Here is a 13,370-nt window from a genome sequence, read left to right as displayed (position 1 = left end):
CCTGTCGCGCCACCCGCACCGAAGTCCTTCGTCCCTTCGTCCTCTTGGGAGCCGCACGATGAAACGCCGCACCTTTCTGACCGTCTCGGCCGCCACGTCGGGCGCCGTCGCCCTGGCCGCACCGCCCGCGTCCGCGTCTTCCGCCGCGAGACCGGGCGGGGTGGCAACGCGCCCTGCCGGGCGGGGTGTTGAGGATCAGCTGCGCGGCTGGTTCGCGGACACCTACCGCTCGCTCGAGGCCATGGTGGCCGACAGCGGGCTGCCCTGTGACGCCCTGACGCTCTCGGGCGAGCGGCCGACGCGGTCGGAGAACACCTCGGTGACCAACATCGGCTGCTGGCTGTGGTCCACGGTGGCCGCCGCCGGGCTCGGGGTGATCGGGGAGGAGGAGATGCTGCGGCGCCTGTCGGCCACCGTGGCGACCATCGAGCGGATGGAGCGGCTGCATGGGTTCTGGTTCAACTGGTACAACACGTTCACGGGCGAGGTGCTGGACGAGTGGCCGGGGTCGGGCGACCCGGTGGCGCACCTGCTGTCCACGGTGGACAACGGCTGGCTCGACGTGGGCCTGCGGATCGCCGAGGACGCGGCGGACCCGGCCGACCCGGCGCTGAGGGACCGGATCAGGGCGCTGCGGGCGGGCGTTGACTGGTCCTTCTTCTACGCGCCGTTCGACCCCGAAGAGCCGGTGGCGCGCCCCGGGCACATGCACACGGGCTTCCAGGTGGCGGAGGGAAGGCTCGCGCCTTCGTTCTATGGCGCGCTCAACTCCGAGACGCGCATCGCCAGTTATCTGGGGATCGGCGACGGCACCGTACCGAGCGACCACTACTGGCACATGATGCGCACCCAGGCCCCTGGCGTGGAGCAGGAGATGCCGCCGACGGGTGAGTGGGTGACGGTGGACGGGGTGCGGACGTTCCGCGGTCACTATGTCTACCGGGGCCGCAAGGTCGTGCCGGGCTGGGGCGGTTCGATGTTCGAGGCGCTGATGCCGCCGCTGTTCGTGCCGGACGCGGAGTGGTCGCCGCGGTCGTGGCGGCTCAACCACCGGCGTGTCGTGCTCGGTCACCGCGACCACGGGCTGCTCGACGCGGAGTACGGGTACTGGGGGTTCTCGCCGTGCAACGTGCCCGAGGGCGGCTATCAGGAGTACGGCGTGCAGTGGCTCGGCATGTCGCCGACCGGGTACTGCTCCAACACCGACCGCACCTATGTGCCCCATGGCGAGGAGCTGCCGGATCCTTCGGCGTGGACCAACGGGGTGGCGACGCCGCACGCGTCGTTCCTCGCCCTGCCGTTCGGGGCGCGGGACGCGTTCGAGAATCTGCGGCGGCTCGCGCGCGACTTCGACCTCTATGAGGAGGGCATGGGATTCCGCGACTCCGTGAATGTCCGCACGGGGCGGGTCAGCGACGCGATGCTGTCGCTCGACCAGGGCATGACGGCGGCGGCGCTGGCACAGGTGCTCCGCCCCGGGCTGCTCCAACGGCCGTTCCGCACCGGGCGGTTCGCGCGCAGGCTGCGTCCCGTGCTGGCGCGTGAGGACTTCGGCATCGCGTGAGCGGGACGGAATGACCCGCGGGTTCCGCACTCATGGCCGGAGTTCGGCGTCTACCGAGTCGAGACGGGGCTTCAAGATCTCCGCAACGCCGGGGATCTGCGCGAGCTGCTCGCCCGGTACGGGGCGGTGGACGACGAGGTGGATCGACTGCTCGCCATCCAACGCGAGGCGTCGAGCCGGGAGTGGTGGACGCAGTACAAGGGATCCATGTCGTCGGGGATGCCACGGTTCGTCGGCATCGAGTCCGCCGCCCGGTCGATCCAGGCTTTCCACCCGTGCCTCGTCCTGGGCCTGCTCCAGACCGAGGCGTACGCGCGGGCCCTCTACGAGATCGCCAAGCCCATAGACGACACGACGAACGCCTTCATCGAGAACGGCGTCCAACTCAGGATGAAGCGCAAGGAGTCCCTCCTTGACGAGGACGACCCGCTGAGGCTCTGGGTGATCCTCTACGAGCCAGCCCTTCGCTACATCGTCGGCGGCGACGAAATCATGCGCGAGCAGTATGAGGAAATCACTAGGCTTGCCATGCTGGACCATGTGACCGTGCAGGTGCTCCCGCAGTCCGTGCGGGGGTACCTCCAGGTGCACAACTTCAGCATCCTGTACCTCGATGACCCGCTGCCGACGACCGTCCAGGTCGACAACGCGTGGGGCGCTTCGTCGGTCTCCGACACACCTCAGGAGGTCGCGCAGTTCACGCGGAAGTTCAGCGCCATGGTGGCGTCGTCACTGCCGCCCGAGGACACCCCGAAGCTCCTGCAACGACTATCGCGAGAGATCACGGATTGACCCACGACACCCGCCCACTCCTGGCCTCCGAACTCGCCGACGCTGCCGACTGGTACAAGTCCTCGTACAGCACTGGATCAGGCAACAACTGCGTCGAGACGGCCGACTTGACCCACACCGACCACCGTGCCGTCGCCGTCCGCGACTCCAAGAGGGCCAACGGCCCGGCCCTCCTGGTCTCACCGACGAGTTGGGCCTACTTCATCGACGGCCTCCCGGGCCGCTGACGCCGTGAGCCAACTGGTCCGCGCCCCCCGCCCGGGCGCGGACCAGGGTGACGCCCTCCGCCGCGCAGCGGGGGTCGAGGTCGAGGGGGGCCTCCGCGTCGGTGATCAGGGTCCATTCACCGGCGAAACGGGTCCAGGCGGGGGCGTCGGGGAGCAGCAGCTTGGTGGAGTCGGCGAGCACCACGACGCGCCGGGCCCGCGCGGCGATCCGCTCCTTCACGGCCGTCTCCTCGAGCGTCGGCTCGCCGATGCCACGGGCCGGGTCCACGGCGTCGGCACCGAGGAACGCCACCTCGAACGACAGTCGTTCCAGGGCCAGTTCGGTCAGCGGCCCGACCAGCCCATGGCTCAGCGGGCGGATCAGTCCGCCCAGGATCACCACGTCGCGGTCCACCGCCCCGGCCAGGGCCATGGCCGTCTCAAGACCCCGGGTCACCACGGGGCCGGTGCCCCGGGTGTCGGCCAGGTGCCGGGCCAGGGCGGCACACGTCGTTCCCGCGTCGACGAACACCGCCCCTGAGGCGGGCAGCAACTCCCGTGCCGCCGCGGCGATGTCGGCCTTGGCCGCGCGTCGCAGCAGCGCGCTCTCCCCCACGGGCCGCTCGGTGAACGCCTCGGGCACCACGGCCCCGCCGTAGGTCCGTGCGATCTTGCGGTCGCCCGAGAGCCGCCCCAGGTCGCGCCGGACGGTGGACGGCGAGACGCCGAGCGCCTCGGCCAGCTCCTCGACGCGGGTCACCCCGTCGCGCAGCAGCCGCAGCAGCGCGTCGTGCCGCTCCCTGGTGGACCGCCTGACCGACGTCAACGCGCGTCCCCCGAGGGCGCGTAGGTGCGGCGGATGAGCGGCACCGACGGGACGTGGTCGACGGCGGCGCGGTAGGCCGACAGCATCGTTCCGTGGTCGGCGCGCCCGGTGCCCGCGATGTCGAACGCTGTGCCGTGGTCCACGGAGGTGCGCAGGATCGGCAGGCCGACGGTGACGGAGATCGTGCCGTCGAAGTCGTAGGTCTTGGCGGGGATGTGGCCCTGGTCGTGGAAGTGGGAGAGCACGCCGTCGAAACGCCCTGTGAGGCCCTGGTGGAAGACCGAGTCGGCGGGCACGGGCCCGGTGACGTCGAGCCCTTCGGCGCGCGCGTCCTCGCAGGCCGGGCCGATGTGCTGGATCTCCTCGTCGCCGAACGCGCCGTTCTCGCCGCCGTGGGGGTTGAGCGCGGCGACGGCAAGGCGCGGGGCGGGGGTACCGAAGACACGCAGGGCGGTGGCGGCGTCGCGGATGGAACGCGCCACGTTCTCCCGGGTGATGAGGTCGAGCGCCCTGCGCAGCGACACATGCCGCGTGGTGAAGAAGATTCGCAGCTGGTGGCCCTCGACGGCGGTGTTGCGGACGACGAACATCGTGTCCTGGCGGGTGACCCCGGTCAGCTCACCCAGCATCTCGGTGTGCCCGAGGTGCTTCGAACCCGCCTGCCAGATCGCCTCCTTGTTGATCGGCCCGGTGACCACGCCCGCGACCGCGCCGTCGAGCGCGGCCCGGGTGGCGACCTCGATGGCGGTGACGGCGGCGCGGCCGCCGCGGGCGTCGACGGTGCCGAAGTCGGGGAGGTCGCGGCCGAGTTCGCCGGTGTCGACGATGTCGATCGTGCCCGGGCCCGCGGGCTCGGCGGTGAAGTCGCCGAGAACGCGCACCTCGGCGTCCACGCCCGCCGCCCTGGCTCCGCGGCGCAGCGCCTCGGCGTCGCCGACGGCCACGCCGTGGTGCCCGTCCTCCCCGGCGACGGCGGCCAGGGTGCGGGCGGTGATCTCGGGGCCGATCCCGGCGGGGTCGCCGAGGGTGAGGGCAAGGACGGGGCGGGTCATGCGTTCCTCCCTGGGGTGTCGCGGATTGCTTGCGCTGCGGGGACCCGGCGGTGGGCGGCGGTGGCCATCCGCGCGAGGTGGTCGAGGCAGGCGACGGTGGTGGCGGGGTCGCCGACGAGGCCGCCCTTGGTGACCAGGGGCAGCCCCGCCCATGGCCCGCCGACGGCGGTACCGGCGACGGCGAGCGGCACCAGCTCCTCCTCGACGGCGAGCCCGGCGACGTCGAGTGCGCGCAGCAGGGCGGCGGCCATGTCGCCGCCGGTGGCGAACAGGCCGTCCACGCGGTGCCGTTCGAGCGCGTGGCGCACGGTGGCGGCCAGGGCGGCGGGCAGCCTGGCGGCGTCGGCGGGGGCCAGCTCGACGACGTCGGAGCCGTCGATGACGGTGGCGAGCAGCACCGTTTCGCCGGGGCCCGCCTCGGCGAGCGCGCGGGTCAGGGCGGCCGCGGTGGCCGCCGGGTCGGGCAGCGGCCCTGGCCCCGCGGGCACCGGGCGGACGGTGCGCACGGGCCGCTCGGCGGCGAGGCGCGCGAGCTGGTCGCGCGTGAGGCGGGTGGTGGATCCGGAGACGGCGAGCAGGGGCGCGCCGCCGGGGGCGCGCGCCAGGCCGAGCGCCCCGGCGAGGGCGACCGAGGCGGGCCCCGGGTCGACGGAGAGCCAGACGGGCCCCTCGCCGCCCGATCCGGTCAGGGCGTCCCCCGCGGCGACGGCGGCGGCGGCGGAACGGCGCAGGTGGTCGGTCGTGAGGGCGTCGGCGATCAGCACGTCGACGCCGTCGGCGAGCAGCGTGGCGATCAGGTCGCGCAGCGCGTCGGGGTCGCCGGTGACGGCGGAGAGCGGCAGCCCCGCGGTGGCCAGGTGCGGGGCCTGGGCGGCGAGCAGGGCGGCGATGTCGGACGTGGGGACGGGCGAACGCGGGTCGTCGGCCAGCTCGGTCTCCTCGAGGCGGACGCCGTCGAGGAGTTGGCTGCCCTGCACGGTGTGCCGCCGCGCGCCGGGGTGCGCGGGGGCGCACAGCGCGACGGCCCGGCGCCCTGAGAGGTCGCGCACGGCGCGCAGGGCGGCGGCCGTGGTGGCGCCGACGTTGCCACGCAGGGTGGAGTCGATCCGGTTGCAGACGAGGGACGCGGGCCAGCCGGTGCGGATGGCGTCGGTGACATGCGTGGCGGCGTCGGCGGGCGGGGCGTGTCTGCTGTCGGTGCACACGACGACCGCGTCGAACCGCGCGCCGAACGCCGCCAGCGCGTCCGCGTCGCACCCTGGGCCCGCGGTGACCGCCCGCAGCCCGGCCCGCGCGAACCCCGCGGCGGTGGCGTTGGCGCCCGTCAGGTCGTCGGCGACGACGAGGACGCCCGAGGTGCGGGCGGCGCGGGGGGCGTTCGACCGGCTCACAGGAACAGGCTCCCGACCAGCAGGAGCGGCAGCGAGCCAAGCCACACGGCGGTGGTGATGCCCGACCAGCCGCGGATGGCGGCGGTGCCGTCGAGGCCGGTGAAGCGCGTGACGACCCAGAAGTAGGAGTCGTTGAAGTAGCTCAGCACCATCGAGCCCGCGCAGCAGGCGAGTCCGGCCATCAGCGCGGACAGGCCGAGCCCGTCGAGCAGCGGCGCGGTGACGGACGCGGCGGTGATCATGGCGACCGTGCCCGAGCCCTGGGCGACGCGCACCAGGCTGGCGATGAGGAAGGGCACCAGGACGGCGGGCAGGTTCCATGAGGAGATCGCCTCGGCGAGCTCGTCGCCGACGCCCGTGGCGCGCAGCACCGCGCCGAACGCGCCGCCCGCGCCCGTGATGAGGATGATCAGCCCGGCCGACGACGCGGCCTCGGCCAGCCAGCCGCTGACCGCGCGGCGCGGGGTCCAGCGGGGCAGCAGCAGGTAGACGGCGAGGACGATGCCGACCAGGAGCGCGACGATCGGGTCGCCGACGAAGCTGAGCAGCTCGGCGACGCGGGACGGCTCGTAGTCATCGCCGCCGAGCGCGCCCTGCCGTTCCTGGTCGATGGCGGTCGCGGCGGTGTTGGCGACGATCAGCAGCAGCGGCACCAGGAGGGGCAGGAACGCGAGGAACGCGGAGACGCGGTGCGGGCGTTGGCCCTCGGGCGGCTCGCCGAGCGCGGCGGCGGGGCTCTCGGAGGGGCTCGCGGCGGGGCTCTCGGCGCTCTCGGCCGCGGGGGCGTCGGCCGGGGCGGAGCCGCCGCCCGCTGGGACGGTGACCTCGCCGTAGACCTGGGCCCTGACCTCGGGCGACACATGTGCCTCCAGGCGGGGTCCCATCCAGCGCGCGTAGATCACCACGATCGGGAGCAGCAGCACGGAGTACGCGAGACCGGCCACCAGCAGCCCACCGAGGTCCACGCCGAGGATACCGGCCACACCGAGCGGTCCTGGGGTGGGCGGGACGAGGTGGTGCGTCAGGGTCATGCCACAGCCGAGGGCGAGCGCGAGGGTCACATAACCCGCGCCCTTGCGGCGGGCGATGGAGCGCGCGAGCGGGTTCATGATCACATAGCCCGAGTCACAGAAGACCGGGACGGAGACGACGGCGCCCGAGCCCGCCATGGCCCACGCCTCGCGCCCCTTGCCGAACGCGCGGACGAACGTCCTGGCGAGCGCGTCGGCGGCGCCCGACACCTCGAGGATCTTGCCGATGCCGACGCCGAGGCCGATGACGATGCCGATCGAGCGCATGGTGTCGCCGAACCCGGTCGCGATGTGGTCGACCAAATCGGCGGCGGGGGCGCCCGCGACGAAGCCGGTGACCAACGCCGCGAGGAGCAGGGCTATGAACGCGTCGAGGCGGGTGCGCAGCACGACCACGACGATCGTCGCTATGCCGAGGACGAGAGCCGCAAGTAGCTGAAGATCCACGCTGATCCTCCGGTCCTGCGTGACGAAACGGGGGTGATGAGACGTGTCGAGACATGAGTGGGGACATGAGTCGGGACATGAAAAGACGATGAACGGGCGCCATGATGCCGGGCGGGAGTTGCGCGGAACAAGCAGTGTGCAGCACTTAATTGCGCGAATCGCGCGACTTCGAGGCGCCGCTACCAAAGTCGGCGACCCCGGCGCGCGCTGTCGTTCCAAGGTCGCGATCCGCTCCGCCGCCGGTCACACGGGGTGCGAGGCGCCGTACATTCGTGGGCATGGCCCGCACCGCCCGCGCCCTGACCACCGACGTCTGCGCCTTCCTTTTCGCCGTCGGCTTCTCCGTGCTCAGCGCGGACGCGGTGCTGCGTGGCAGGGACCTGTCGGACGGCTGGCTGCTCGTGGACCAGGCGACGGGCGCGGTCGCCTGCCTGTCCGTCTTCCTGCGCCGCCGCTGGCCCGTGATCCTCGCGCTGGTGCTGCTGGTGGCCGGGACGCGGTCGCACTTCGTGACGGGCGCGACACTTGTCGCGCTGTTCACGGTGGCGACGCACCGCCCGCCGCGGACGACGGCGTGGGTGGCCGCGGTCGTGCTCGCGCCGCTGCCGTTCTTCCTGGTCCAGCGCCCCGACCCGGCGGACCCGAGGACCAGCTCGGCGCTGGTGTTCTTCGCGCTGGTCGCCGGGGCGATCGGGTGGGGCCTGTTCGTGCGCTCGCGGCGGCAGTTGATCGCGTCGCTGCGGGACCGGGCCGAACGGGCGGCGGTCGAGGGGCGGCGGCAGGCGAGGGAGGACATCGCGCGGGAGATGCACGACGTGCTGGCGCACCGTCTGTCGCTGCTGAGCGTGCACGCGGGCGCGCTGGAGTTCAACCCGGGGGCGCCGCCCGCCGAGGTCCAGCGGGCGGCGGGCGTGATCAGGGACAGCGCGCACCAGGCCCTCGAGGACCTGCGGGAGATCATCGACGTGCTGCGCGCGGACGGCGACGCGGTCGGCCAGCCGCAGCCGGTGCTGACCGATCTGGAGCGGCTGGCGCGCGAGTCCCGCACGGCGGGCATGCGGGTCGCGCTGCGCCAGAACGTCGCCGACCCGGCCGCCGCGCCGCCGCTCGCGGGGCGGACGGCGTACCGCGTGGTGCAGGAGGGCCTGACCAACGCCCGCAAGCACGCGCCCGACGAGCCGGTCACGGTCACGGTGAGCGGGGGCCCGGGCGACGGGCTGACCGTGGAGATCCACAACCCCGCCCCCGGCGCGGCCCCCGAACAGGCCGTCCCCGGCGCGGGCATGGGCCTGATCGGCCTGCGCGAGCGCACGGGGCTCGCGGGCGGCCGACTCGAACACACCCTGACCCGCGAGGACTTCCGCCTCACGGCCTGGCTCCCCTGGCCCGCTTCCGCCTAGTGCTCTGACCGGATAGGTTCGCCGGAAGCTCGCGGTGTTCGGCGTGGACGGGCCTCGCCAGCCTTCCGTAGGGTGGTGATCGCATACGGAGGGGGCGGGGTGAACGGCAATCCGCTGTACCACTGGATAGTGCTGGCAGTGTCCACGGCGCTCATGCTGCCGATGCCGGTGGCGATTCTGGCGGGGTGGACACCGCCGTGGATGCGCAAGCGACAGGCCGGCATGCGGTTTCGCGCCTACGGCATTCTGTGTATCTACGCCCTCACGCTCGTCAACGGCATCCCCCGGATCGCCGACGCCTCATTCGAGACGATCATGGTCTGCATGTACGTCGGCTTGGGCTTCACCGCCGCCGCCGCGGTCCTGTTTCTGCTCTCGGCACGCAAGGATTCAGGCGCCCGGACAGCTGGCCCAGTCGAACCTCGAGAAGGCTGAGAGACGGTTTGCCGCGCCTACCGCGTCACGGGGTTGGTCAGGCTACTGGTGTGAGGGGGCGTCCGCCCCGTCGGATGCCTTTCTCGCTGCGGATGCGGGCGCGTTCCTTGCGTTGTGCGGCGAGCACGTTCGGGTGGCGGGCGTTGGCGTTGCGCCAGCGTGGACAGCCATGCAGGGCCCGGGTCCGTGCGGGGTGACTGCGGTGGTTGGAGTTGGCCAGGGTGAACTGCCGCAGTGGACCGAAGTGTGCCTCGATCGGGTCGGCCCAGGAGGCGTAGGTCGGGGTGAAGCACAGCTCGACCTTGTGTCTCTTCGCCCAGCGGCGGATGTCCGCTCCGGTGTGGGCGGAGAGGTTGTCCAGGATGATGTAGATCGGGGCGCCGTCGGGCCGGGCGGCACGGATCGACTTCAACGCGGCCAGGCTGTCGGCGGCGCCCTTGCGGCGGTGGTTGACGCCCCACAACCGGTCGTCACCGACGGAGTAGCAACCGTGGAAGTAGGTGACGCCATGGGCGCGGCGGTAGGTCGCCGGTAGCCGGTCGGGTTTGCCTTGCTTCGCCCAGCAAGAACCTGCGGTCGGCCGGATCCCCAGGGGCCCGAACTCGTCGAAGGCGAAGACCCGTTCCGGGAAGCGTTCCAGCACCTGCTCGATGTGGGCGAGCTTGGCGTCGCGATCGGGATCGGGTGACTCCTTCCAGGTCTTGGTGCGCTGGAAGGTGATGCCGCGGCGCAGGTAGGCGGCGAGCTTGCGGATCGACCAACGGGTGAAGGGCCGGCCGAGCCTGGTCGGGCGGGTGATGGCCGTCTGGACGACGAAGTCCTCGTCGTCACGACCGAGCAGGCGGGGACGGCCTCCCGCCCACTGAGGGTCCAGGCAAGCCAGGCCGATCTCGTTGAACCGGTGGATCACGTCCCGGACGGTGTCCTCATCGGCCTGCACCAGCTTCGCGATCACCGGGACACGGTTCCCGCCGGCGGACGCCAGCAGCATCATCGCCCGCCGGTACCGCACCGGGCTGGTACTGCCCCGGCGCACGATCTGCTGCAGCTTCTGCCCCTCCTGATCGGTCAGTCTGCGCACCCGCACAGGCTCGGCCACCACACCTCCAACGGTCGGAACAGACGTCACCGCCCATCAAACCGCCCCAACCGCCAACCCGGCGAACCTATCCGGTCAGAGCACCTAGGCAGGCCGAACGCCCCACACGGCACGTCGCGTCAGGCGCTCAGGCGGCGCGTTCGCCCCATGGGTCTGCCGACCGGGGCACCGCGAGGGTCCCCCAGACTTCGTCCGGGAGGTACCCCCACCCCAGACTTCGTCCGGGAGGTACCCCCACCCCAGACATCATCCGGGGAAGTACCCCCGCCCCGAACATCGTGGGGAGGTGCACCCACCCCGGACTTCATCCGGACGGTGCACCCACCGCATGAGCCACGATCCGGCGCCCCGGTCGACGGGGGACGCCGAACGACGTGGCCTCGTCCACGAGGACCCGAGCGACAGACCACACACGGCCGAGCCCGCCACAAGCGCCCCGCGGCCAAGCCCACACGCGACCAAGCCCACCGCAAGCGCCCCGCAGCAAGCGACCCGCGACCAAGCCCACCGCAAGCGCCCCGCAGCAAGCGACCCGCGGCCGAGCCCGCGGCAGGCGCTACGCCGCGCGGTCGCACCACAGGGGCTCGACCGCCGTCCACTCGCGCTCCCAACGCGCCGCGCGCCGGCGTGCGAGATGGCGCCGCGCCGCCAGGCGCGCGCCCGCGGCGAGAACGCACACCCCCGCCGTGGTGACCGCGCCCAGCAACGTTGCCCCGGCCCATACCTCCGCGGGTCCGGCGGGGGCGTCCTTGATCCGGCCCTGCTCGTCGAGCCAGATGGTGACGCGCGAGCCCTCGTCGGCGCCGAAGGCGACATGCGTGGCGCCGACGCGGGCCGTGCCGTCGTCGTCCGTCCAGCGCACGGCGGCCAGGCCCTTGCCGCCCGGGCCCACGATGCCGGGAACGGGGGCGCCCGTGACGACCACCGCGGTCGTGGCGCGCAGGTCGTCGCCCTCGTCGAGCATCCCTTCGGCCGCGCCGACCGCCATCGCCGCGCCCGCCAGGGGCGCGCCCACCGCCATCGTCAGGCCGACCGCGAGGCCGACCCACGCCTCCGCCACGTCCGAGCCCCGCCGCAGTGGGTTGCGCCGCCAACGCCACAGCCGGACCGCCTTGTCCATAGCCTCGTCCCCTTCACCGCGCTCTCACTCGGACGAGTACCCGGGTTTCGGCCAGATGTTCAGATCGAAACGGAACAGTTTCCTTTCGGTGGCACGGATGTGGCGGCGCCGATCGCGCGGGCGAGCAGCGGAAGCGAGCACGCGAACTCCCGCCCCCAGTACGGCCAGGCGTGCGTCCCCGGGCCGTAGAGGTTGGCGGTGACGGCCACGCCCCGCGCCCTGGCCTCGGCGACATAGGCGGCGGCCATCTCGCCGAAACCCGCCTCGAGCGCGTCGTGTTCGGCGCCCGGCTCGTCGAGCGGGCCGGGCTCGCCGTTGCCGCTTGACACATAGACGGGGAAGCCGGGCGGGAGGTGGCGCGCCAGCGCGAGGGGGTTGTGGCGCGTCCAGATCTCCTCCTGTGCCACCGGGTCGCCCCACAGGGCCAGCGGGTCGAGGCCGAAGTCGGCGAGGCGGTTCATCACCGCGGCGGGATCGGCCTGGGTGTCGAGGCGCCCGCTGTAGGAGGCGGCGGCGCGGAAGAAGCCGGGGTGGCGGGCCGCGTAGCCGAGGGCGCCGGTGCCGCCCATCGAGTTCCCGGCGACGGCGCGCTCCTCGCCCGCGCCCACCTCGTCGGCCAGCAGCGCGGGGAGTTCGACGAGGTGGAACGTCTCCCAGGCCGGGGGGCCGCCGAGTCCGCCGTTCCACCAGTCGCTGTAGTAGCCGACCGGGCCGCCCTCGGGCATCACGATGAGCGCCTCGGTGTCCGCCGTGACGGCGGCGATGTCGGCGGCCCCGGTCCAGTCGAGCCAGCCGCCCGTCGCGTTGCAGCAGCCGTGCAGCAGGTAGATCACCGGCCAGGTGCGGCCCGGCCGGTCGGCGTGGCCTCGCGGCAGCAGGACCCGGGTGGCGACCTCGGTGCCCAACGCGGGAGAGGCGATGGTCAGATCGAGGACGCGCTCGTCGACGCGCTCGCGCGTCACCACGGTCGCGCCCCCCGCCGATGACCCCGCGGCGGCGGGCTGGGCCGCGACGGCGATGAGGGCGGCGAGCACCGAGCAGACGGCGGCGCGACGGGCGCGGAGGCCGCCGCCGAGGGGGCCGAGGAGAGAAGGAGACATCTCATCGACGTGCCCTGCGGAGGGTCAACCATGCACCGGAACAAGCCATTCCGCCCCAAAGCGGCAGCCCGGCGCGCCCCGGCGAACGCGCCCCGTTCACGCCCGTCCCGTTCGCGCCCGTTCCGTTTGTGCCCGTTCGGTGCGGAAGGGGCCGCCCGCGCAACCCGAGGGGATCCCACGGGGTCACTTGGGACACCCGCGTTGCCGTTCATCTTCGATTCACCTGCGAGGCACCTCATGCGTCACCCCCGTGTCGCGGCCGCCGCCCTGGTCGGCGCCCTGTTCTCCGCCACCCTGTTCGCCGCAGGGCCCGCCCTGGCCGCCGCGCCGTCCGGCGGGGGCATCGGTCCTGGCGGCGACCTCGACGCCGAGAGCTGCGCGGAGTTCACCCGCTACGGCCCGCTGGACATCGAGCTGACCGGGATCCCAGAACCCGTGGTGGCGGGCGAGTGGACGGAGTTCACCTACCGCGTCACCAACACCTACGACCACCCCGTGGACCGCCTCTACGCCTTTGTCGAGCTGGGAGCCTACGACACCTCGGGCGGCGCGGACATCGCCGTGAAGGCCCAGCGGTTCGCCCACGGCGCCTGGCGCCCGCTCGGCGCAATCCCCGAAGCGGACCCGGAAGAGGGCCCGCACTTCCCCTACCTCGGGCGGACCGGCGCCCTCGACCCCGGCGAGTCCGCCGAGGCCAGGCTGCGGATCCGGGTCCACGGGGGCGCGCCCGAGGGCGCCCTTGGCACCGCGGGGCTCGCGGCCACATGGGCCGACGACGCGACCGGGGTGTGCGAGAGCACGGTGACCGACCTGGAGTTCGACGTCGCCGCCGCGGGCTGACCGCCCACGCGCGGCGCGGGCCCCGGGTCGCCGCCGCGCCCCGGGGCCCTGACGCCTCACGCCGCGC

General features: G+C 73.2%; 13 protein-coding genes. 6 read left to right on the top strand and 7 right to left on the bottom strand.

From position 1 onward, the window contains the following. The first annotated feature begins 58 nt into the window (after nt 1-58). From D7318_RS28205 to D7318_RS28195, 3 genes are all read left to right on the top strand, one after another. Nucleotides 59-1,564, top strand: a complete 1,506-nt coding sequence (locus tag D7318_RS28205) for a glucoamylase family protein (RefSeq protein WP_120700064.1) — start codon at nt 59-61, stop codon at nt 1,562-1,564. Nucleotides 1,565-1,690: 126 nt separating this feature from the next. After that, nucleotides 1,691-2,356, top strand: coding sequence for a DUF5753 domain-containing protein (locus tag D7318_RS28200; protein ID WP_183091518.1), 666 nt, complete (start codon nt 1,691-1,693; stop codon nt 2,354-2,356). Continuing rightward, nucleotides 2,353-2,583 carry a DUF397 domain-containing protein gene (locus D7318_RS28195; RefSeq protein WP_230424158.1) on the top strand — a complete coding sequence of 77 codons (231 nt, stop codon included), beginning with the start codon at nt 2,353-2,355 and terminating at the stop codon, nt 2,581-2,583. Before D7318_RS28200 ends, D7318_RS28195 begins: the two co-directional genes overlap by 4 nt. Here the strand turns inward: D7318_RS28195 and D7318_RS28190 are convergent. The 4 genes from D7318_RS28190 to D7318_RS28175 are packed head-to-tail and all read right to left on the bottom strand — an operon-like array spanning nt 2,558 to nt 7,309. After that, nucleotides 2,558-3,388 (bottom strand): DeoR/GlpR family DNA-binding transcription regulator, encoded by an 831-nt coding sequence (locus D7318_RS28190; protein WP_120700063.1) that lies wholly within the window; start codon nt 3,386-3,388, stop codon nt 2,558-2,560. The genes D7318_RS28195 and D7318_RS28190 overlap by 26 nt on opposite strands. After that, on the bottom strand, nt 3,385-4,440 hold the full coding sequence (pdxA, locus tag D7318_RS28185) for a 4-hydroxythreonine-4-phosphate dehydrogenase PdxA (RefSeq protein WP_120700062.1): 1,056 nt from the start codon (nt 4,438-4,440) through the stop codon (nt 3,385-3,387). Before pdxA ends, D7318_RS28190 begins: the two co-directional genes overlap by 4 nt. Further along, nucleotides 4,437-5,831 (bottom strand): four-carbon acid sugar kinase family protein, encoded by a 1,395-nt coding sequence (locus D7318_RS28180; RefSeq protein WP_120700061.1) that lies wholly within the window; start codon nt 5,829-5,831, stop codon nt 4,437-4,439. Before D7318_RS28180 ends, pdxA begins: the two co-directional genes overlap by 4 nt. Further along, nucleotides 5,828-7,309: a GntP family permease gene (locus D7318_RS28175; protein WP_120700060.1), complete on the bottom strand. Its 1,482-nt coding sequence runs from the start codon at nt 7,307-7,309 to the stop codon at nt 5,828-5,830. The genes D7318_RS28180 and D7318_RS28175 overlap by 4 nt, the downstream gene beginning before the upstream one ends. A gap of 278 nt (nt 7,310-7,587) precedes the next feature. Between D7318_RS28175 and D7318_RS28170 the strand changes: the two genes are divergently transcribed. Next, entirely contained in the window at nt 7,588-8,709 is a 1,122-nt protein-coding gene (locus tag D7318_RS28170) for a sensor histidine kinase (protein WP_120700059.1), read from the top strand. Nucleotides 8,710-8,808: 99 nt separating this feature from the next. Then, nucleotides 8,809-9,144: a hypothetical protein gene (locus D7318_RS28165; protein WP_120700058.1), complete on the top strand. Its 336-nt coding sequence runs from the start codon at nt 8,809-8,811 to the stop codon at nt 9,142-9,144. A 37-nt stretch (nt 9,145-9,181) separates the two neighbouring features. On the opposite strand, the gene D7318_RS28160 is transcribed toward D7318_RS28165, so the two are convergent. The 3 genes from D7318_RS28160 to D7318_RS28150 form a co-directional block, all read right to left on the bottom strand. Further along, nucleotides 9,182-10,243, bottom strand: a complete 1,062-nt coding sequence (locus D7318_RS28160; RefSeq protein ID WP_329604602.1) for an IS630 family transposase — start codon at nt 10,241-10,243, stop codon at nt 9,182-9,184. Between the two features lie 556 nt (nt 10,244-10,799). Beyond that, entirely contained in the window at nt 10,800-11,363 is a 564-nt protein-coding gene (locus tag D7318_RS28155) for an Rv1733c family protein (RefSeq protein ID WP_120700056.1), read from the bottom strand. A gap of 59 nt (nt 11,364-11,422) precedes the next feature. Then, complete coding sequence (locus D7318_RS28150; protein ID WP_120700055.1) at nt 11,423-12,463, bottom strand: alpha/beta hydrolase; 1,041 nt, start codon at nt 12,461-12,463, stop codon at nt 11,423-11,425. A 237-nt stretch (nt 12,464-12,700) separates the two neighbouring features. Between D7318_RS28150 and D7318_RS28145 the strand changes: the two genes are divergently transcribed. Then, nucleotides 12,701-13,303, top strand: coding sequence for a hypothetical protein (locus D7318_RS28145; RefSeq protein ID WP_120700054.1), 603 nt, complete (start codon nt 12,701-12,703; stop codon nt 13,301-13,303). The last annotated feature ends 67 nt before the right edge of the window (nt 13,304-13,370 follow it).

Origin of the sequence: Streptomyces radicis (assembly GCF_003626575.1) — a bacterium.
Classification (GTDB): domain Bacteria; phylum Actinomycetota; class Actinomycetes; order Streptomycetales; family Streptomycetaceae; genus Streptomyces; species Streptomyces radicis.
This window is presented reverse-complemented; position numbering and strand designations above follow the sequence as displayed.